Source organism: Streptomyces sp. NBC_00271, assembly GCF_036178845.1.
In the GTDB taxonomy this organism is placed as follows: domain Bacteria; phylum Actinomycetota; class Actinomycetes; order Streptomycetales; family Streptomycetaceae; genus Streptomyces.
The window spans coordinates 320,308-339,469 of sequence record NZ_CP108070.1 but is presented as its reverse complement, the minus strand read 5'-3'; the positions used below and the strand labels follow the sequence as shown (position 1 = coordinate 339,469).

The window sequence follows — 19,162 nt, the reverse complement described above, 5'->3', positions numbered from 1 at the left end:
GCCCCCAAGAGAGGCGGCGTGGTGGCCACATTGACAGCAGTGAATGTCGGGATGCCTAAGGGCGTTCCCTGGCACGGAAAGACCGTGTACACCGGCGTCTACAAGCAGACCGTGGCCGGGCCGCGGATGGTGCGGCGGCTGAACATCGACGGGGACGGCCAGGGAGATCTGGGCGGGCACGGCGGTGAGCAGCGGGCGGTGCTGGTCTACCAGCTCGACTCCTACCGCTTCTGGGCGAACGAGCTGGGCCGCGACGACCTCACCCCCGGGAACTTCGGCGAGAACTTCACCGTGGAGGGACTGCCCGACGACGAGGTCTGCATCGGGGACCGCTACCGCATCGGGGACGCCCTGTTCGAGGTCACTCAACCCCGGGTGACCTGCTACCGGGTGGGGCTGCGCATGGGCGAGCCACAGATGGCCGCACTGCTCGTGGCCCACCACCGCCCCGGCTTCTACCTACGCGTCATCGAGGAAGGCGAGGTCGAGGCCGGGCAAAAGATCGTCAAGGTCTCCACCGGCCCGGAGGCGATGACCGTCGAGGAGATCGACCGGGTGCTCTACCTGCCCGGACACACCCGTGAACAGGTCGAACGGGCCCTGCGGATCCCCGCGCTGAGCCCCGGCTGGCAGGGTTCCATGCGGACCCTGCTGGACCAGGCCGACGGCGAGGGTGGTGCTTCCTCGGGCAGCGCCGGACTGAACACCGCGGCCACCGCACCGCCGCCTGCCTGGCCGGGCTTCCGCCCGCTGACTGTCACGCATATCCAGTCCGAGAGCCGCAGCGTGTTCTCCCTGCACCTGGCCGCCGCAGACGGCTCGGCGCTGCCGGCCGCGCTGCCGGGCCAGTTCCTCACCGTCAAAGTCCAGCCCGAGGGAGACGTTCCACCCCTGATCCGCAGCTACTCCCTGTCCGGCGAGCCAGGCACCGGCACGTACCGGATCAGCGTGAAGGTCGAACCGCACGGCGCCGCCAGCAACGAGCTGCGGGCCCACATCCGGGTCGGGGACCAACTGGAGGCCGCCGCGCCCCGCGGCACCTTCTGCCTGACCGGCGGCGACAACCCGGTGGTGCTGCTGTCGGCCGGGGTCGGCGTCACCCCCGTCCTGGCCATGCTGCACGCCCTCGCGCATGACCGCTCCACCCGCCAGGTGTGGTGGCTGCACGGAGCCCGTGACGGGAGCGAGCACCCCTTCGCCCAGGAGAGTCGCGACCTGATCGCCACCCTCCCCAAAGCCCGGTCGACCGTCTACTACAGCAGGCCTGCCGCCGACGACCACCTTGGCGTGGACTACGCGGAAGCAGGCCGCCTCTCGGCCGAGCCCGTCCGCCGGCTCGGCCTACCCACCGATGCCGACGCGTACCTGTGCGGCCCCACCGCATTCATGGACAGCCTCACCTCCGCGCTCGTGGACTGCGGTCTCGACGCCTCCCGCGTCCACACTGAGATCTTCGGCGCGGGCCCCGCCATCACCCCCGGGATCAAGGGCTCGGCAACCGGGCCCGCGTCCCACCAGCCCGCGGGCCCGCCCGGCACCGGACCCGAGGTCTCCTTCGCCCGCAGCGGACTCACCGTCCCCTGGAACGACGCCCAGGAGTCCCTGCTCGAACTCGCCGAAGCCTGCGACGTCCCCGTCCAATGGTCCTGCCGCACCGGGGTCTGCCACACCTGCGAACTCGCCCTGATGTCCGGCACCGTCAACTACTCACCCGATCCCGTCGAACCTCCCGCCGAGGGCAACATCCTCATCTGCTGCTCCAAACCCGCAGGAGGGGTTGTACTGGACCTATGAGACGACGGCCCCGCCGCGCCTGGGCCAGGGCTTCGGGTGGCTGATGTCCGTTTCGTGATTATGTGAGCCCGACGAGTGCGAGGGATCGGCGTGGGTCGCGGGCGTTGCGTCGCAGAGCTGCAGCGATGCTGGTGCTGCCGGTGAGGCGGAGGGCTCCGACGGCGAGGCTGCGCCAGGTGGCCATAGTACGGGGCGCGTTGCCGGTCCACAGTTGGAAGGCGTCCTCGGCGAACGTCGTATCCCTGATGTGGTGCAGGAGCTCGACTTTCCAGTGATCTCGGACGAGCGCCGCGTGTTGGGCGGGGGTGGCCTGCTCGGCGGTCAGGCTGGTGACGGCATAGACGGTCTTGATGGTGGTCTTGCCGGTCTTGCGGTTCACCCGACGGCGCTTGATCTGGAGCGCTTGGCGGGCGTCGGGGAAGGCAAGTTGTTGATGGTGACTACCTTGATCCGCCGGATTTCGGCGCGTTCGTGCCCCATGCCCTTGGTGCGGCTTTGCAGTGGGATCTCGCCCAGGGAAGGGACTTGAGCTGCATGCGCGCTTCTTTTGGTTGCCCTTCGCGATCACGATGTAGTGGGCATCGCGGTCCAGTACGCAGCGTGCTCGCGCTGGGTGTACATGGCGTCGCTGGTGACGACCACGCCGGCGAGGCCGGTGACAGTGTCCGGCAGAGGCTGGAAGCACGAGATCTCGTTCGTCTTCTCCTGCACGTCCAGCCGGGCCAGGACCAGGCCGGTGGTGTGGTCCAATGCCGCGAGTAGGTGGATCTTTCGCCCCGTGGCCCTGGCGGCACCTCGCAGGCTCTTGCCGTCCACTGCCAGGCCGCGCAGCTCGCCCGCTCCAGTACAGCGGTCGGCGAGCCAGCGGCCTACTGCCCGGTCCAGGGCATCACCGTCGATGCCAGCCAGGAGTCGGCGGACAGTTGTCTCAGCGGGAAGGCAACGGCCGGGGAGCACGGGGTCGGCGCGTACGCCGAGCCGTTCCCGGACCTGGGGAGGGGCGTCGGCGTTGCAACCCGTTGACACCGCAGTAGGTCAGCGGGCGGATCCGTCCATGCGATAGGGCCCTGACCTGTGTCGAAGCCCGCTCAACTTGTCATGCGGGGCTCAGGCTCTCAGGCACGGGGCTGCATGTACTCGAAGACAGAGCCGTCCGGGTGGCGGGCGACGATCCTGGTGCCGTTGGGTACTTCGTTGGGTGCTTCGAGGATCTCGGCGCCAGCCTTGCCGAGGACGTCGAGAACGGGGGTCAGGGATTCGACGATGACGGTCGCGTTCTGCGAGACGTACTTCTCCAGCGGGCCGGAGTAGAGCAGGAAGGGTCCTACCAGTGCCACCTCCAGTTCTCGGTAGGGGAAGCGGCGGACTTCCGCACCCCCGGCCAGGTCCTGGTAGAGAGGGATTGCGTCTTCGAGGTTCTCTACTTCGACGTTTGCGATCATTGCTCGGATGTTGCTGCTCACGGAGATCTTCTTTGCTCAGTTGGCGGTGAAGGCGGGGTAGTCGGTGTAGCCCTCGGTGTGACCGGCGTAGTAGGTGTCCCGGTCGCCGTCGGCCAGCGGGTGGCCCTGCGCGAAGCGCTCGACCAGGTCGGGGTTGGCGATGAAGGGGGCGCCGAAGGAGACCGCGTTGACGATCCCGTGGTCGAGGATCTCGTTGCCGAGGGCCTGGGTGAAGCCGAGGTTGGCGACGATGTTGCCCAGGTAGTGGGCGCGGTAGCGGGAGAAGAGGGCGATGCGCTCCTCGATGGTGCCGGGGGTGCCCAGGAGGTGCAGGTAGGCCAGGTTGCTGTCGTTGAGCTTCTTGAGCAGCTGGTCGTAGTCAGCGAGTGTCTCCTCGTCCGCGGTGAACGTGGTTCCGCTGGTCCAGCCCGGGGACATCTTCACGCTGATGCGGTCGCTGTCCCACACGTCACTGACGGCGTCGAGGATGTCGAGGAGGAACTGGGCCCGCTTCTCGCTGCTGCCTCCGTAGGCGTCGGTGCGCTGGTTGAGACGTGGGTTGAGGAACTGCGGGATCAAGTGGGATTGCTGGGCGTGGATTTCCACGCCGTCGAAGCCGGCGCGGCGGGCGTTCTCGGCCGCATGGCGGTAGTCGGCGATGGTGGCGGCGATCTCGGCGGCGGTGTAGGCGCGCGGGGTGACGGTGTCCTTCGGGCCGGAGGGGGTGAAGGACTTCTCGCCGGGGTTGATGGCCGAGGGTCCGGCGGGCAGGCGGCCGCCGAGGTGGTCGGGGTGGGAGGCCGTGCCGACGTGGCCGAACTGGGAGAGGATCCGCCCGCCCGCCTCGTGGACGGCTTCGGTGACCTTCACCCAGCCGGCGGTCTGCATGTCGGTGTAGATGCCGGGGACGTTGATGAAGCCGATCGCGTCGGGGCTGACCCAGGTTCCCTCGGTAACGATCAGGCCGGCGCCAGCGCGCTGCGCGTAGTAGGTCGCATGCAGGTCGGTGGGGGCCAGCTCGGCGTTCTGAGCGCGGGCGCGGGTCATGGGGGCCATGACGACGCTGTTGGGGAGCTCCAGGGCGCCGAGGCGGACGGGCTGCAGCAGGGGCTGGGTGGTCATGAGCAACTTCCTTGTGCTGAGGGGGGATGAGGAGGAGAGCGGGGAATGGGTGAGGGCCCGGCTCAGTCCTGTTTGAGGGCGTGGAGGCCGGAGAGTGGGCCGCCGAGCTGCATGAGGCGTCCGCCCTCGCGCAAGGAGCCGAGGTCGACGGGGGCGAAGCCGAAGGCGGCGGTGAGGTCCTTGACGGTGGTCTTGGCGTCGGCGTCGTCACCGGCGAGGAACAGCACCTGGCGTCCGGCCTGGTGGCGCGGGTCGGCGGCGATGTACTGGCCGTAGAGGGTGTTGAACGCCTTGACGACGCGGGCTCCGGGCAGCAGTGAGGCGACGTGTTCGCTGCCGGTCAGCTCGCCCAGGTCGGCGATCTTCGTGTGCGGGGGCGGGGAGGCGAACTGGTTGGTGGCGTCGATGACGATGCGCCCGTCGAAGGGGGGCAGGCCGGCTACCGCGTCCGGGATCTGGGGCCAGCCGACTGCGAGTACGACGAGTTCCGCGGCGGCGGCTTCCTCTGGGGTGCCGGCGTGGGCGAGCGGTCCGAGTTCGTCGGCGAGGCCGGCCAGGGAGGCGGGGCCGTGGCTGTTGCTCAGTACGACCTGGTGGCCGTGGGCCACGGCGTGGCGGGCGATGGCCTGGGCGACGGTTCCGGCGCCGAGGGTTCCGATCTTCATGGCGGTGCCCTTCGTGGGGTTCAGGATGCGGGGCTGGTGAGCAGGACGGTTCCGCTCTTGCCGGGGCGGCGGACATGGTCGATGGCCTTCGCGAAGTCGGCGAGGTCGTAGCTGGCGGCGACCTCGAAGAGTTCCGGGGCTGTCGCGGCCAGACGGGCGGCGAAGGCGATGTCCTCGGCCCGTTCCTCAGGCGTGCGGGTCATCCACTGGCCGATGGACGTGCCCCGCAGGGTCAGGGCCCGCGGGGTCAGCGCGAGCGACTCCAGCGGCGTGCTGCCGGAACCGAGCTGTCCGTAGGTGATCAGCGTGCCGCCGTCGGTGAGCAGCCCGGCCAGTTCACCGGTCAGGGATCCGCCCACCGCGTCCAGTATGACCTGGGCACCCCGGCCGCCGGTCGCGTCCTGGACCTGAGTGCGCCAGTCCGCGTCGGCCGTCGAGATGGCCGGCAGTCCGGGGAAGCGCTGGCGCAAGGTCTGCGCCCCCGTGGCGCTGCGTACCAGGTTGACCAGCGGGATGCCGTGCTTGAGTGCTGCGGCGCTGACCAGTTTTCCCACCGACGAACCGGCGGCCGTCTGCACCACCGGACCGGCCTGGCTGTGCTGGGCGTCCTCGACCGCCCGCAGCAAGGTGAGCAGGGTGAGCGGGTTGACCAGCATCAAGGCCGCGGTCTCGTCGCTGAGGGACTCGGGCACCGGCACCACCAGATCGGTCGGCGCCGTGACGAGTTCGCTCCACGCGGCCGGCACCGGGAAGAACGCCACCCGCTGACCGGGCCGCAGATCCTGCACGCCCTCGCCGACGGTCTCGATGACGCCCATTCCCTCCACGCCGGGAATCCGTGGCGTAGCGAACCGCTGCCGCGGCCCACCCGGAAGGCCCTCTACTCCCGCCAGGTCGCCGGGGTGGATCGGCCGGGACAGCACCCGCACCTGCACCTGCCCGGCCGCGGGCGCAGCAGGGGCCAGCTGCTCGCTCAGGCGTAGTACCTGCCCGGCTTCTCCGTGCTGGTCGTAGGCGATGGCGCGCATGACGCTCCCCTTCCACGAACTATTGATGATGGGCATCATTGGAACTTCTGCTATGATGAGAGGCATCATTAAAAATGTCAAATCGAGAGCGATGCGAAAGGACGGCCATGCCGCGGATCACCAAGGAGGACAAGGCCCGCAACCGGCAGAACATCCTGGAAGCGGCGGGCCGCATGTTTCGCTCGCAGGGCATCGACGCGGTCGGCATCGCCGAGTTGATGAAGGAAGCCGGACTCACCCACGGCGGCTTCTACAACCACTTCGCCTCCAAGAACGACCTGGCCGTGGAGGTGTGCGGCGCCTCCTTCGCCGCCTCGCTCGGGGGCCTGGCCCGGACGATCGAGGACGGTCCGGGCCAGGGCGGCTCTCCGCTGGAGCGGGTCGTGGCCGGGTACCTGTCCACCGCGCACCGTGACGCCCCGGACGGCGGCTGCCCCTCCGCCTCCCTGGTCACCGACGCCGGACGGCACAGCGAAGCCGTGCAGAGCGCGTACGCCGAAGGCGTCGAGGGTTACCTCACCGGCTTCGCCGCCGAGTTCCTGCGCGAAGCCGAGGAGAAGGGCCACGAGCTCGACCCGGCCGAGGCCCGCCACAGGGCCATCCGCCTGCTCAGCGAAATGGTCGGCGCGCTGATGCTCGCCCGCGCCGTACGCCACGTCGAGCCTGAGCTCTCCGACGAGATCCTGCAGACCGGCCGCAGCCACGCCCTCGACTGATGCGACTCAGGGCCACTGCGGGACGTGGCGCGCGGCCCACCGCCTGGTGCAGCGGGATCGTGCTGCGCGGCACGAACTCGTTCCCCGGCTTCGTCGCCCACGTGTACAGGTTCATCAGTGTGGTCAGTTCACGATTCCACTTGTTTCCGCCCACCGGCACCGGGTGTCCAAATCCGCTTTCACCGCCTGCGTCCAGACCTTCCCCCGCAGCCACAGGAAGTTGAGGAACAGACAGTCGTCCGTGATGTAGTTCCGCTTCGTCTTCCTCGTGCACCCCCGGAACGGACTACTGCGCGTGTACAGGCTGAGGAGTTCGTCGATGCGGTAGTCCGGAGCCAGCAGAATCGGATCACCAGGTCGGATCCCGGTTGACTCTTCGCGCTCCGCCAGCCTCGATCGTTCATGAGTCCTCGTCGGTGTGCTGTGCTGACGGGGACTCTGTTTTTGCGAGGTGCGGTCTTTTCGGGTCTGGGGCAGGTTGACGGCCCGGTTGTCGCGTCGGGTGGGCGCCGGGTTCCACTTTCCCGGGGTGGTGGTGCGGGTCGTTGGGGCCGTTGAAGTGGCTGGTCAGCCGGGGTTCGACAGGGCCTGGAGCCGGTCGATTGCCCGGGTGATCTTGTCGGTCCAGGGCCATGGGGTGGTGAAGCGGAGTCGGCGGGTGCGGCCGGTGGTGACGAGTTGGGCGGCGGCGGAGAACAGCCGCAGGCGGAGCTTTTTGGGTTCCCAGCGGCGGGTCTTGTCGGTCAGGGCGAGCATCGGCATCCAGGCGAGGAGGTCGAGTGCGAGCGAGACGATCTCCAGCCAGATCCGGTTCTGTGCGGTGTCGTGCAGGGGCAGGTTGCGCAGGCCGGTGTCGCGGGCGTTTCGGATGCGGTCCTCGCAGCGGGCCCGGCGGCGGTGACGCAGTTCGAGGTCGGCGAGCTGACCGCCTTTGGTGTTGGTTGCGAAGCAGGTCAGCCGCAGTCCGTCGAGGTCGGTGAAGCGCAACTGGGCGCCGGGGTACGGGCGTTCCTTGCGGACGATCAGCCGCATGCCCTTCGGCCAGGAGGAGAGGTCGGGCATGTCGGTGATCTCGGCGACCCAGGCGCCGGGCCGCTCGGTGCCGCCGGCGTCGTAGGCCGGTGTCCATGCCTTCTTCGGGATCTTCAGCACGGCCTGATGGATGGCGTCGGTGATAGTCATTCCGACGGAATACGACAGCCACCGGCCCGGTCTGGAGAGCCAGTCGAGAAAGGAGTGGGTGCCGCCGGCGGAGTCGGTGCGGATCAGTGTCCGGTGTCCCCGCCGCAGGTGTCTGGGCAGCTGGGCCAGGGCGAGCTGGGTGGTGGTGATGTGATCGCTCGCGGTGTTGGAGCCTGCGTTGCCGGGCCGCAGCAGCGCGGCCACCGGCTCCCTGGAACCGGCCTGGCCGTGGTCGACGAACGCGACGAGCGGATGATGGCCGAAGGTCTTCTCCAGGTCGGGGTGGCGTCCTACTTCCCGGAGTGCGCAAGGACCAGCACCCCATCGATGTCCACGATCACGTGGCCGTCGGCGGCTGGGCCGTTAGCCCCGGCCAGCCCCCAGACCCGCGTACGTACTTCGGCTCGCGCCGTGCGGATCGCGGTGAGGGCCTTCGGGCCGGCTGCGGCGAGGGCGTCGATGAGCCGGGAAGACCGTGGGGTCGGATGCCACCGGGCCGAACACGTCGGGCTCGGCCCGCAGCATGGCGACATCGGCGGGGCAGTCCCCGCCCAGAGCTGTTGCGAGCGCGATATCCAGCAGGACCTTGCCCGGGTCGTGCCCTGCCCGTGGCTTGCGCCAGGGCGCCATTGCCGCCGATATCGCGGTGTCCAGGCCGGACTTGCGGGCCGTCTCGACCAGGAGCACCGCCCCGGCCTGCGAGACCACCGAGCGGCCACCACCCTCGACGCGGACACGCGGGCGGGTTCGCGCTGTGGACGTTTCAGGTCAACGAGTCGGCGCAGCGGTTCTACGAGCGGCACGGCTTCGTCGAGGTCGAGCGAACGGGCGGGCTGCGCAACGATGAGCGAGAGCCGGACGTCCGCTACGTCTGGCGCCCCCAGGAGTAACACCGGCTGGCGAAGGGCGGTCACCCGAACTCAGGGTGACCGCCCTTCGCCCAGCGCGGACGACTCGGGAACCGAGCCTCCGCCGGTGCTGACGGTGCCGGGACCGGTCTACCGTGTCGCACCATGACATCGTTGATCACTGGCGGCAGCGGCTTCCTCGGCGCTGAGCTGACCCGGCAGGCGAGAGCGGCCGGGCACACCACGGCCGCGACGTACTACGCGAAGAAGCCCCGCGGATCCTCCCAAACCGCTTGGTACCCTCTCGACTTGCGGGACGCGGGACGCCGTCATGGCCGAGGTGAGTCCCGTCTCGTCGTCAACGCATCGAGCGTCAAGGACGACTGGGCGGTTACGGCGCAGGGCCCCGTCCGGCTCGCGATGGCAGCGGCGAAGTACGGAAGCGGTCTGATCCAGGTGTCCAGCGATGCGGTGTTCTCCGGTGCCGGAGTCATGTATGACGAGACCTGCCTCCCTGACCCCGTCACTTCCTACGGAGCAGCGAAGGCGGCGGCGGAGACCGGGATTCTCGCGGTGTATCCAGAGGCTGTTGTCGCCCGCACGTCGCTGATCGTCGGCGGCGGGCGTTCCGTGCATGAGCGTGCCGTGCACGAACTCGTCGCTGGTACCCGCGATGGCGTCCTGTTCACCGACGACGTCCGCTGTGAGTCCGGTGCCGGTGAGGCAGCCGTCGATCAGGTTGGGGGGAGTTGGATGTGGCGCAGGCCCCGGCGGAGGGTGCGTTGAAGGTGTTCGTCGTCGGTGAAGGCGGTATTTGCCAGCGGCCCACGCCGTAACAGCGACCAGACGCCCTCGATCGCCGCTTCGATCGTGCACGGTTCCCGACATATTCGCATCTTCAGTGCCAGCCCTGAAACCTCCGTGTTGCGCGGTGTGGCCGCCTTCGTCACGTCGGGCGCGCTGCGCCCGGTGATCGACAGCGTGTACCCGCTCGCGGACATCGCTGCGGCGCACCAGGCGTCATGGTCGTCGGCGGTCACGATCCGGGTCGCCATGCGGGACAGCCGCTTCCGTTCGGCTTCGGACAGGGGAGCGACACAGCTCTCGATCCGCTCGGCGAACTGAGCGGCGACCTGTTTGGTCAGTTGCCGGCCCGCGTCGGTGATCGACACCTGGAACGAGCGGCGGTCGACGGTACTGACGGTGCGCGGGACCAGACGGTCGGGGTGGGGGGTTGAATCGGGTCGTCCGGTTGGGTGGGGTTGGGTGGGGTGGTGGTGGGTGGGTGGGGGTGTTTGGGCTGGTGGGGGTGGGTGGTGGGTGGGTGGGGGGTGGGGGTTGGTTTTGGTTGTTGGGTGGGGTTGGGTGGGGGTTGGGGGGTTGTGAATATACGGACTAGCTGGTTTGGTTTGGGGTGGTTGCAGGGAACATGTTGTGGTGGGTTGTGGGTTGGTCTTTGGAGGTTTTGTGGTGCGGCAGGAGCGTGCGGTGCGCACGCGGCGGTTGATTTTGGATGCGGCGGCGTCGGTTTTTGATGAGCGTGGGTATGAGGCGGCGACGATTGGTGAGGTGTTGGCGCGGGCGGGGGTGACGAAGGGGGCTTTGTATTTTCATTTTCCGTCGAAGCGGGCGTTGGCGGAGGGGGTGTTGGGGGAGCAGTTTGCGGGGTTTGTGCTGGCGCCGCGGGTGAGTAAGTTGCAGGAGTTGGTGGATATGGGGCTGGCGTTGGCGTATCGGATGCGGCGTCATCCGGTGGTGTCTGCGTCGGCGCGGTTGTCGTTGGGTCAGGAGATGGGGGCGGTTTTCGGTACGTGGACGATCCGGACGTGGCTGGATGCGACGGAGCGGGTGTTGCGGGAGGCGCAGGAGCAGGGGGAGTTGTTGCCGCAGGTGGATGTGGCGGAGAGTGCGTGGGTGTTCTCGGCGGCGTGGACGGGGGTGCAGGTGTATTCGCATACGTTGTCGGGCCGGGAGGATCTGGAGGAGCGGGTGTGTGCGTTGTTTGAGCATCTGCTGCCGAGTGTGGCGGTGCCGGCGGTGCTGGGCAGGCTGGTGATTGATCCGGCCCGGGCTGCTGAGGTGGCTGCGGAGGGTGAGCGGCTGGCGGCGGAGGCGGGGGAGCCGGCCGGTCTGGGCGGGGTCGGCGCTCCGGCCTGACTCCGGCCCGTTTCCCCCTGGCCCCCTGGCCCGCCTGGCCCGCCTGGCCCCCTGGTCTGTCCGGCCCCTGGCCCGTCCGGTTCATCTGGTCCGCCTGGCCGGCCTGGCCTGCCTGGCTTGTCTGGCCTGCCTGGCGTGTCCGGCCCCCTGGCCTGTCCGGTTCATCGGGTCCGCCTGGCTTGTCTGGCCCGGCTGGTTCATTTGGTCCGTGTGGTCTGTCCTGGCTGTCGGCGTTGTGTGGCCTGTGCGTGTGTGCGGGGTCCTGTCCTGGCCGGTCTGGGCCGTCTGTGTGTGCCTGGTCCTGGTCCTGGTCCTTGTGGTTGTGGTGTGGCCGGGGTGCTGTCCGTGGCGGGGCGGGGTGGGTTCTGGTGGGGTGCGAGCGGGCGTTGAGTGCGGCCGCTGATGGTGGGGCGGGCCTGTGGTGGCGTCCCTGTTGTGGTGCCGTGTGTCTTTCCCTGCTGTGCCTGGCCTGCTCTCCTCTGGCCTGGCCTGGTTTGTGTCGTTGGTTGTGCGGGGGTCCTCGTGCGGGGGGTGTGCGGGAGGGCTGGGCGGGCGGGGTGGGTCTCTTCCGGTGGGGTGGGGTCCGGTGGTGCGGTCTGGTGGTGTGTCCCGGTGGCGGGGTCTGGTGTCGGGGTGTGGCGGTGGTGGGTCCTGCCGGTGGGGTCTGCCGGTGGGGTCTGGTGTCCGGGGTGTGGGGGCGGGTGTCGGTGGGTTTGTCTGTGTGTTTCTGTGCCGGGGTGGGGGTGGCCGGGTGGGTGGTCCCGGGGGTGGGTGGCCCGGGGTGGGGAGGGGTGGAGGAGGGGTGCGGGTAAACATACCGCGTGTGCGGTTTGGTAGGGTGGGGTGGTCCCGGTGTGTCCGGGGGTGGCGGGGGTGGTGGTGGCTGGGGAGGAGGGGTGGGGTGGTCAGGCAGGTGCGGGCGGTGCGGACGCGTCGGGCTCTGGTGCGTGCGGCGGCTGAGGTGTTTGCGGAGGACGGGTATGCCCTTGCCTCGTTGCCGGTGATCAGCAGGCGGGCGGGTGTGAGTACCGGGGCGCTGCATTTTCATTTCCCGAGCAAGGATCTTCTGGCGTGTGAGGTGGAGGCGGCGGCGACGGTGTCGGTGCAGCGGCTGGTGGTGCGGGAGGGTGAGGGGGGCGGCGGGCTGCAGTTGCTGGTGGATGTCAGCCGTGATCTGGTGGCGGCTCTGGCTGTGGATCCGGTGCTGCGGGCGGGGTTCGAGCTGGGTGGTGATCCTTCGCGTAAGAGTGCGCAGGGGCCGGGGCGGTGGTGGTGTGAGTGGGTGCATGCGCTGCTGCGTGAGGCGCAGGGTGCGGGGGAGCTGGCGCGGGGGGTGTCCCCGGAGGCGGCCGCGGTGGCCGTGGTGGCCTCTGTCGCCGGGTTCGGCCGGCTTGCCTCCCGTCACCGTGTGCGTTCCTCGCCTCATCTGGTGGAGCAGTTCTGGGCGCTGCTGCTGCCCGGTCTCGCGGCGCCTTCGGGCCGGCTGCCGGTGCTGCCCGGTCCCCGGGCCGCCGGGACCGACCGCACCCCCAGGTAAACAGACCGCATGGTCCGGCAATGGGGAAGTCAAATCGCTGGCAGGGCGGCCGCAGCAACCGGAATCCCGCCCGAATGGTCGACTTATGTGCCGTAAGCCGGATTCTCTCGAGGGGGTCTCGAGCGTCGGCGGAGAGAAAACAAGACGACCGGTTTGAGATTGACATACCGTCCATGCTGTTTTTTACTCGGTGTGTCGGGCGGATCCCGTCCGGCCGGGTGCGGCTCACCCGCCGCCGGCCCTCCGGCGGGCCAGGGCCCGGCAGCATCGGAGCCCTTGCGGTCCGGGGTCCGGCAGTGTCGGGGCCTGGCGGTATCGGGGCCCTGCAGTGCGGGGCCTGGAGGCATCGGGGCCCGGCGGCGTCGGGGCCCTTGCGGTCCGGGGTCCGGCAGTGTCGGGGCCTGGCGGTATCGGGGTCCTGGCGGTCCGGGGTCCGGCAGTGTCGGGGTCTGGCGGTGTCGGGGCCTTGGCGGTCCGGGGCCTGGAGGCGTCGGAGCCTGGCGGTGTCGGGGTCTGGTGGTGTCGGCAGTCCGGTGGTCCGGGAGTCCGGGGCTGGGGTAGTGCGGGCCGGGCGGGTCCGGGGCCGGGTTCCGGGGGTTGGGTTCGGGGTTTGGGGGCCTGGGTGTTGATGGGGTCCGAAGGGGTTCGGCAGAGCGCAGTGGACGGACAGGGGAGACGGCGTGGACACCGACATACTCGGCACTCTTGCTGTGCGGGAGAAGGGTCTTTCGATTACTCCGACGGCTCCCAAGCCGCGGCAGGTGCTGGCCCTGCTGGTGGTGCAGGCCGACCAGATGGTGCCGGTGGGCATGCTGAGTGAGGAGTTGTGGGGCGGCAGGCCGCCCCGCAGTGCGCGGCCCACGCTGCAGACGTACATTCTGCAGTTGCGGGAGCTGATCACCGCGGCGCTTGAGCTGGATGCGGCCGATGCCCGTACGGCCAAGGACGTGCTGCTGACCGTGCCGGGCGGTTATCTCCTCAAGAGCGGCGGGGGCGGCAGTGACGTGCGGGAGTTCGAGCGGCTGGCCGGGCTGGGCTACCGGGCGATGGACGCGGCGGACTTCCCGGAGGCTGCCCGGCAGCTGCGGGCCGCGCTCGCGCTGTGGTCCGGGCCGCCGCTGGCCGATGTGCATGCCGGGGTGCACCTGGCCACTCAGGTCAAGCGGCTGGAGGAGAGCCGGCTGTGCGCGCTGGACCAGCGCATCGAGGCCGATCTGCGGCTGGGCCGCCACCGTGAGCTGCTGGCCGAGCTGACCGTGCTGGTCAGCCGCTATCCCACTCATGAAAGCCTGTGCGGGCAGTACATGCTGGCCCTGTACCGTTCCGGGCGCCGGGGCGAGGCCCTGGACGCCTACCAGCGGCTGCGTGCCACCCTGGTGCGCAGTCTGGGCCTGGAACCGTCGGCGGCGCTGAGCAAGCTGCAGCGTTCCATCCTGATGGCCCGGCCGGACGGCTCACCCGCCACCGCCACCGCGACCGCCACTGTGACCGCGACTGCGACCGCTCCCGGTTCCGCCGGGCCGGGCTCCACGGGCAGTGGCCCCGCCGGGACCGGACGCCTCGCCCCGGTCGGCTGACCCCCCTTTGCCCCAGCCGGCTGACTCCCTCGCCCCGGCCGGCTGCCCCCTTGCCTTGGTCGGCTGGCCTTCTCGCCTCGGTCGGCTGCCCCCTTGGCCTTCTCGCCCCGGTCGGCTGCCCCCCTTGCCTCGGGCGGCCGGCCTTCTCGCCCGGCTTCCTCCCAGGTCCCGGTCTCTTCCGCCGGGACCTGGCGCATGCCCCGGTCCCGGTCCGCCTCCCGGCCCCCCCGCAGGCCTCCGGGTACGCCCGGGTTGGCGGCTGTGCGGCCCGCCGTCCGGCCCTCACCCCCACCCCACCCCACCCCACCCCACCCCACCCCACCCCGCCCCGCCCCGCCCCGCCCCGCCCCGCCCCGCCCCGCCCCGCCTCGTCCGGCCTGTGTCACCCGGGTTGTACGGGCTGCTGGTGCTGCTCGTCTCGCCTGTCTTGCCCGGGCTGCTCTTCCCGCCCGTGCCGTCCGGGCTGTGTGTCCTGTCCGTGCCGCCCGGGCCCGGGCGGTGTGTGTTGTGCATGCTGCTGGGGCCGGCTGTGTGGGCTGTGGCGGCTGTGGTGGGTGGCGTTCGGCGGTGTGCGGGCTGTCGCCCGGTCGGCGCCGCGGGGGTGCCGGCCGGTCGGCGGGGTGCCGGGCCGGGTGGCGGGGGCGGGGGCGGGGTGGGGGTCCGGGCGGGTGCGAGGCGGGCTCGAGTGGTGGGGGGCAGGGTGGGGGTGCGCCTGGAGGAGGAGGGGCCGGCATGTCGTCGCGCGTGCACGCCTGTGAGCACACGGTGGGGGTGGCCGCTCCGGCCGGTGTCGTGTACGGGATGCTGGCTGATGCCGTGCGCTGGCCGGTGTTCTTGCCCTCGGTCGTGCATGTCGAGCGTCTCGACTTCGACGGGGTCCAGGAGCGGCTGCGGATGTGGGAGCTGGCCGATGACGCCGACGCCGACGCCGACGCTGCCGATGACGCCGACGCCCCCGCCCCCGCTGCCGCCGGTGCCGGTGCCGGTGCCGGTGCCGGTGGTGTGGGTGGTGTGCTGGGGGGCCGGGTTGGTTCCTGGTATGCCCGGCGGGTGCTGCATCCTGATGTCCGGGCGGTCGTGTTCGAGCAGGAGGATGCTGTCTGGCCCGGCAGTGTGACTTCGGGTGTGTGGAGTGTGCGGCCGGCGGGTGAGGCGGAGTGTGTGCTGGGCCTGCGTCAGGAGTGCGGGCTGCCGGTGGCGGCTGCGGACGGCGCCCGCCGGGAGGCGGAGGCGGATGTGCATCGCCGGCTCGCCCAGGTACGGCGGGCGGCCGGGTGGTGGGAGCGGCTGGACGAGCTGCTGCTGTCGTTCGAGGACCGGGTGCGGATCGAGGGCCCCGCGGAGCTGGTCTATGACTTTCTCTACCGGATCGGGGAGTGGCCCGGGCGGGTCCCGCACGTGGAGCGGGCCGGTGTGCGTGAGGACGTGCCGGGGATCCAGGTGGTGTCTTTGGACAGCTGCGCCGCGCCGGGCGGGCGGACGGTGAGCACGCGGGTTGTGCGGCTGTGTTTCCCGCACGCCGGGCGGATCGTCTACAAGGAGACGCTCACGTCCGGGCTGGTCGCCGCCCACAGCGGTGAGTGGTCGCTGCTGCCGGACGCGTCCGGGGTCACGGTCGTCGCGGCCCACCAGGTGATGCTCCGGCAGGAGGCCGTCGGCCGGGTGCTCGGTGCGGGCACCGGCCTGCTGGAGGCCCGTGACCATGTCCGTGCCTGGCTGTCGCGTGCCAGTACCGAAACGCTGGGCCTGGCCAAGTGGCATGCCGAGAGCACCGTGCGCCGTCTGCGGTGAACAGATGGCCTGCGATGAACAGCCGGCTGGTCGGCCAGCCGGCCAGCCGAGCGGATGACCAGATGAACAGGAGGCCGGTCATGGCCGTCACCCCGCCTGCCGCGCCCAGCGCACCCGCCCCTGCCCTTGCTGCCTCGCCGGCCCGGGGGGCGGTCCGGGCGGCGGCCCCGGCCCCGCCGCCTGCGGCTGCTTTCACCGCGCGGCCGCCCGCCGCGGTGTCCGGGCCGGTGGTGTCGCCGGCGGGGAGCGGGGACAGGGGCGGGGGCGTCGTCCGTGTGGCCGGGCCGGTCCCGGGAGCGCTGGCGCACCGGTATGCCGCGCTGCCGCCGCCGCTGCGGGTGGCGCTCGCCGCGCTGCGGCTGGAGGTGCTGCTGGGCGATCCCCGCGACGCGGCCAACCCCTACAGCCTGCCCGCCCTCGCCTCCGCCCCCGCCGCCTCCCCCGCCGCCGCAGGGTCCGCCGCCTGTGCCGGGTCTGCCGCCTCTGCCGGGGCGGGGGAGGGGTGGGACGGGCGGGCGGGTGTGCTCCTTACGGCGGCCGGTCTGGGCCAGGTATGTGCCGCTGACCAGCGGGTGCGTGCCCTGCGCCCGCTCCTGCGCCGGGATTTGGCCCTGGGACATGCCGCGGGCCGGTGGGGCGGGCCGGGTATGCCGCCTGCCCGGCGTGTCCGGGGGCAGGACGGGGAGTCCTGCCCGGTGTCCTCTCCGGTGCCCGCCGCGCTGCTCGGCCCGGCGGCCCTGGTGGCCGCCGCCGGCAGCGTGCTGCGCCAGGCCGCGCTCACCGTGGCCGGCCGCGGCAGTGGTGAGCCGGCCCTGCGGCAGTGGCAGCCCGTGCTCGCCGCCGCCTTCGCCGACCTGCTGGCCTGCGAGAGCCTGACCTGTGTGGCGCTGCGCCGCCCGGCCGCCCCCGCCCCCGGTCCCGGGGCGGGGCCAGGGCCGGGGGCGGGGCTGCTGGGCGCGGTGGCCGGCTACGTGGTGCCGACCGTGCTGGCCGACGTACTGGCGCAGCTGGGACTGGTCCTTGCCGAATGCGGCCACGGGCCCGCCAGGGCCGGGGGCGGGATGCTCGCGAAACTGACCGGTGACCTTCCCCTGGCCGGGGTGGACGCGGCGGGCGCCGCGCACTGGCAGGCCCGCCTGGCCAGGGCCCTGCCGGCCCTGGCGGCCGAAGAGCCCCGCACCGCGCACCGCGGCCCGCTCCCCGCTTTCTTCCGGCTCGCCGACCCGCCCGCCCCCGCCCCCGCCGGCGGCGTCGCCGCTGCCGGGGGGCAGGAGGGCGGGCACACCCCGGACGGGCACGAGTCCGGCCGCCTTGCCCCGGACGGGCACACCCCGGGCGGGCTCGAGCCGGGCGGGTACGGCGTGGGCGGGGACAGTGTGGTGCTGTCCGGTCTGCTGCGCGCCGGTGCCGCCCGTGCGGACGGTGCGGACGGTGCGGATACGGGCCGTGCCGCGCTGGGGGCGCTGGCCCGGCGGCTGCTGACCGAGCAGCGCGCGCTGCGCCGGCCGTGCCGCACGGCCGGCGCGGACCCCGGCGCTGTGGCGGCGCGGGCGCTGGCGGACCGGCAGGCCCTGCTGTGGCTGGCCGCCGCCGTGCTCGGTGTCAGGGAGGCCGCCGACGACGGCCGCGGCCTGTTTCTGGGCGGTACGCACTGGGCGCTGCTCGCGCTGTCGGGCATCGCGGGACGGCTGGGCGTGCCGCTGCCCGGACCGGCCCCCGACCCGCGCGTACCCGTCTGGGCGGAACTGGCCGACCGCGTCCGCCGCGGCGTGGACTGCGACGTGTACGCCACCCGGCTGCTGTGGTGAGCGGGCACAGCCCGGCCGACGGCCCGGGCAGCACCACACCCCCCGGGACCACACCCCCCGGGACCACACCCCCCGGGACCACACCCCCGGGGACCACATCTCCTGGGGCCGCTCCTTCCGGGACTGGGTCCGCCGGGGCGGGTTCCGGGGGCCGGGGTTTTGGCGGGCCGGGGCGGAACGGGCCGGGGGAGGGCGGGGGAGAGCGGGTGCCCGGCCCGCTGCTGCCCGCACTGCCGTCCGGCCCGCCGCCAGGGACCTCGCCTGTTCCGCTGCCCGGGCTGACGGCCGGTCCGCCACGCGGTCTGCCGTCCGGGCTGACGGCCGGTGTGCCGCCGGGCCTGTCGGCCGGTCTGCCGCCAGGGACCTCGCCTGTTCCGCTGCCCGGTCCGCCGTCCGGTCTGTCGGCCGGTCTGCCGTCCGGGTGGGGGGCCGGGGGGCTGTCCGGGCTGTCGCCGGGGCCGTTGTTGCACGTGGCGGGGCCGGACGGGCCGTGGGAGCAGGTGCACGACCAGCTTGCCGGGCAGGGCCATGCCCTGGTGCACACCACCTGGGGGCAGTGGCTGACGGCGGCGCTGCTGGATCCCGGGCTGCGGTCTCTGCTCGGCCGTGACTGGCCGCGTTACCGGCAGACGGCCGCTCCGGCGGGCCGGCTGCGGTTCGCCGTTTCCCGGATGGTCCTCAAGTACACCGCGGCCGCCGCGCTCCAGGTCCCCGCGGATGCCCTCGACCTCGCCTACCGGCCGGGCGGCCGCCCGCATCTGCGCGGCCTGGCCGAGGCCGAGGTGAGCCTGGCCCACACCGACGAGCTGATCGTGGTCGGCATCAGCCGCAGCGGGCCGATCGGGGTGGACGCCGAGCCCGTCGCCCGCCGGCCTTCTTTCGAGCTGCTGCACCCTTACGTGTGCACCCCGGACGAGGCCGCGGAGCTCGCCGTGCTGGGCGAGGACGAGCGGGCGCTGCGGCTGCTGCACCTGTGGACCCTCAAGGAGGCCTACACCAAGGCGCTCGGGCACGGCATGCGGCGCCGTTTCTCGGCGGTCGGGTTCCGCCGCGACGAACAGGGCCGTACGGTCCTGGCCGGCGAGCCGGACAGCGCGGCGCGGTGGGTTCTGGCCACCCATCTCGTCCACGGCCGGTATCTGGTCAGCAGCGCCCGCCGTCCGCCCCGGGAAATCGAGACCGCTTCGCGGCCCGCTCCATACCCGCTCGAGGAAACAGGCCTCCCACCTGCGGCGACGTTAGGCTGGCAGCTGCCGGGCAGCTCCGGCGCACAGCCGACATGACGAGAGGCGGGCGTCGTGAACCACCGTGCAGCCATCCCACCGCACCCGGCCCGGCCCGCCCCCGCCCGGTCCGTCTCCGTGCGGCCTGTCCCTGCCCGGCCTGCCTCTGCCCGGCCTGCCTCTGCGCGGCCTGTCTTCGCGCGGGGCGCCGCCGCGGGACGTCCCGGCGGCAGCTTTCGCCGCCGCCCGGCCCGTCGCGGGCCGGGCGCCGC

The 19,162-nt window shown here is 71.7% G+C and carries 15 protein-coding genes and 4 pseudogenes; 11 read left to right on the top strand and 8 right to left on the bottom strand.

Annotated features, from left to right (window positions below; translation table 11 throughout):
* The first annotated feature begins 51 nt into the window (after window positions 1–51).
* Complete coding sequence (locus tag OG798_RS01720) at window positions 52–1,794, top strand: MOSC and FAD-binding oxidoreductase domain-containing protein (RefSeq protein ID WP_267060164.1); 1,743 nt, start codon at window positions 52–54, stop codon at window positions 1,792–1,794.
* A 58-nt stretch (window positions 1,795–1,852) separates the two neighbouring features.
* Here the strand turns inward: OG798_RS01720 and OG798_RS01715 are convergent, their stop codons facing one another.
* From OG798_RS01715 to OG798_RS01690, 6 genes are all read right to left on the bottom strand, one after another.
* Entirely contained in the window at window positions 1,853–2,362 is a 510-nt protein-coding gene (locus OG798_RS01715) for a hypothetical protein (RefSeq protein ID WP_328755991.1), read from the bottom strand.
* Window positions 2,359–2,820, bottom strand: coding sequence for a hypothetical protein (locus tag OG798_RS01710; protein WP_183127663.1), 462 nt, complete (start codon window positions 2,818–2,820; stop codon window positions 2,359–2,361). The genes OG798_RS01715 and OG798_RS01710 overlap by 4 nt, the downstream gene beginning before the upstream one ends.
* Window positions 2,821–2,909: 89 nt before the next feature.
* Entirely contained in the window at window positions 2,910–3,257 is a 348-nt protein-coding gene (locus OG798_RS01705) for a VOC family protein (protein ID WP_147474272.1), read from the bottom strand.
* A 15-nt stretch (window positions 3,258–3,272) separates the two neighbouring features.
* Window positions 3,273–4,358, bottom strand: a complete 1,086-nt coding sequence (locus tag OG798_RS01700; protein WP_328755989.1) for an alkene reductase — start codon at window positions 4,356–4,358, stop codon at window positions 3,273–3,275.
* A 62-nt stretch (window positions 4,359–4,420) separates the two neighbouring features.
* Window positions 4,421–5,023, bottom strand: a complete 603-nt coding sequence (locus OG798_RS01695; protein WP_097228350.1) for an NADPH-dependent F420 reductase — start codon at window positions 5,021–5,023, stop codon at window positions 4,421–4,423.
* A gap of 20 nt (window positions 5,024–5,043) precedes the next feature.
* Window positions 5,044–6,051 (bottom strand): zinc-binding dehydrogenase, encoded by a 1,008-nt coding sequence (locus OG798_RS01690; RefSeq protein ID WP_121418042.1) that lies wholly within the window; start codon window positions 6,049–6,051, stop codon window positions 5,044–5,046.
* A 107-nt stretch (window positions 6,052–6,158) separates the two neighbouring features.
* Here OG798_RS01690 and OG798_RS01685 point away from each other — a divergent pair, with 107 nt between their 5' ends.
* Window positions 6,159–6,767: a TetR/AcrR family transcriptional regulator gene (locus tag OG798_RS01685; protein WP_328755988.1), complete on the top strand. Its 609-nt coding sequence runs from the start codon at window positions 6,159–6,161 to the stop codon at window positions 6,765–6,767.
* 567 nt (window positions 6,768–7,334) lie between these two features.
* Here the strand turns inward: OG798_RS01685 and OG798_RS01680 are convergent.
* Window positions 7,335–8,657: pseudogene (locus tag OG798_RS01680) on the bottom strand (IS1380 family transposase).
* A 35-nt stretch (window positions 8,658–8,692) separates the two neighbouring features.
* Here OG798_RS01680 and OG798_RS01675 point away from each other — a divergent pair.
* Window positions 8,693–8,839, top strand: a pseudogene (locus tag OG798_RS01675) (GNAT family N-acetyltransferase); the annotation flags it as partial.
* Between the two features lie 123 nt (window positions 8,840–8,962).
* Window positions 8,963–9,439: pseudogene (locus OG798_RS01670) on the top strand (sugar nucleotide-binding protein); the annotation flags it as partial.
* A 60-nt stretch (window positions 9,440–9,499) separates the two neighbouring features.
* Here OG798_RS01670 and OG798_RS01665 read toward each other — a convergent pair.
* Window positions 9,500–9,654 (bottom strand): annotated as a pseudogene (locus tag OG798_RS01665) (IS630 family transposase); the annotation flags it as partial.
* Between OG798_RS01665 and OG798_RS01660 the strand changes: the two are divergent.
* The 7 genes from OG798_RS01660 (at window position 9,599) to OG798_RS01630 (ending at window position 18,950) form a co-directional block, all read left to right on the top strand.
* Complete coding sequence (locus OG798_RS01660; RefSeq protein WP_328755986.1) at window positions 9,599–9,922, top strand: zinc-binding dehydrogenase; 324 nt, start codon at window positions 9,599–9,601, stop codon at window positions 9,920–9,922. The pseudogene OG798_RS01665 and the gene OG798_RS01660 sit on opposite strands and share 56 nt — an antisense overlap.
* A gap of 342 nt (window positions 9,923–10,264) precedes the next feature.
* Window positions 10,265–10,954 carry a ScbR family autoregulator-binding transcription factor gene (locus tag OG798_RS01655; RefSeq protein ID WP_121413272.1) on the top strand — a complete coding sequence of 230 codons (690 nt, stop codon included), beginning with the start codon at window positions 10,265–10,267 and terminating at the stop codon, window positions 10,952–10,954.
* 901 nt (window positions 10,955–11,855) lie between these two features.
* Window positions 11,856–12,491: a ScbR family autoregulator-binding transcription factor gene (locus OG798_RS01650; RefSeq protein ID WP_121413271.1), complete on the top strand. Its 636-nt coding sequence runs from the start codon at window positions 11,856–11,858 to the stop codon at window positions 12,489–12,491.
* A gap of 680 nt (window positions 12,492–13,171) precedes the next feature.
* A complete protein-coding gene (locus OG798_RS01645; protein ID WP_328755985.1) occupies window positions 13,172–14,068 on the top strand; it encodes an AfsR/SARP family transcriptional regulator in 897 nt (298 codons plus the stop codon).
* 732 nt (window positions 14,069–14,800) lie between these two features.
* Window positions 14,801–15,859, top strand: a complete 1,059-nt coding sequence (locus tag OG798_RS01640; protein WP_328755984.1) for an SRPBCC family protein — start codon at window positions 14,801–14,803, stop codon at window positions 15,857–15,859.
* 80 nt (window positions 15,860–15,939) lie between these two features.
* Window positions 15,940–17,667, top strand: coding sequence for a hypothetical protein (locus tag OG798_RS01635; RefSeq protein WP_328755983.1), 1,728 nt, complete (start codon window positions 15,940–15,942; stop codon window positions 17,665–17,667).
* Between the two features lie 206 nt (window positions 17,668–17,873).
* Window positions 17,874–18,950, top strand: a complete 1,077-nt coding sequence (locus OG798_RS01630; RefSeq protein WP_267060030.1) for a 4'-phosphopantetheinyl transferase family protein — start codon at window positions 17,874–17,876, stop codon at window positions 18,948–18,950.
* Window positions 18,951–19,162 lie beyond the last annotated feature (212 nt).

Coding starts and splice junctions, on each gene's coding strand:
- OG798_RS01720 (WP_267060164.1), top strand. CDS start 52: ATGCCTAAGGGCGTTCCCTGGCACGGAAAGACCGTGTACACCGGCGTC.
- OG798_RS01700 (WP_328755989.1), bottom strand. CDS start 4,358: ATGACCACCCAGCCCCTGCTGCAGCCCGTCCGCCTCGGCGCCCTGGAG.
- OG798_RS01695 (WP_097228350.1), bottom strand. CDS start 5,023: ATGAAGATCGGAACCCTCGGCGCCGGAACCGTCGCCCAGGCCATCGCC.
- OG798_RS01690 (WP_121418042.1), bottom strand. CDS start 6,051: ATGCGCGCCATCGCCTACGACCAGCACGGAGAAGCCGGGCAGGTACTA.
- OG798_RS01685 (WP_328755988.1), top strand. CDS start 6,159: ATGCCGCGGATCACCAAGGAGGACAAGGCCCGCAACCGGCAGAACATC.
- OG798_RS01640 (WP_328755984.1), top strand. CDS start 14,801: ATGTCGTCGCGCGTGCACGCCTGTGAGCACACGGTGGGGGTGGCCGCT.
- OG798_RS01635 (WP_328755983.1), top strand. CDS start 15,940: ATGGCCGTCACCCCGCCTGCCGCGCCCAGCGCACCCGCCCCTGCCCTT.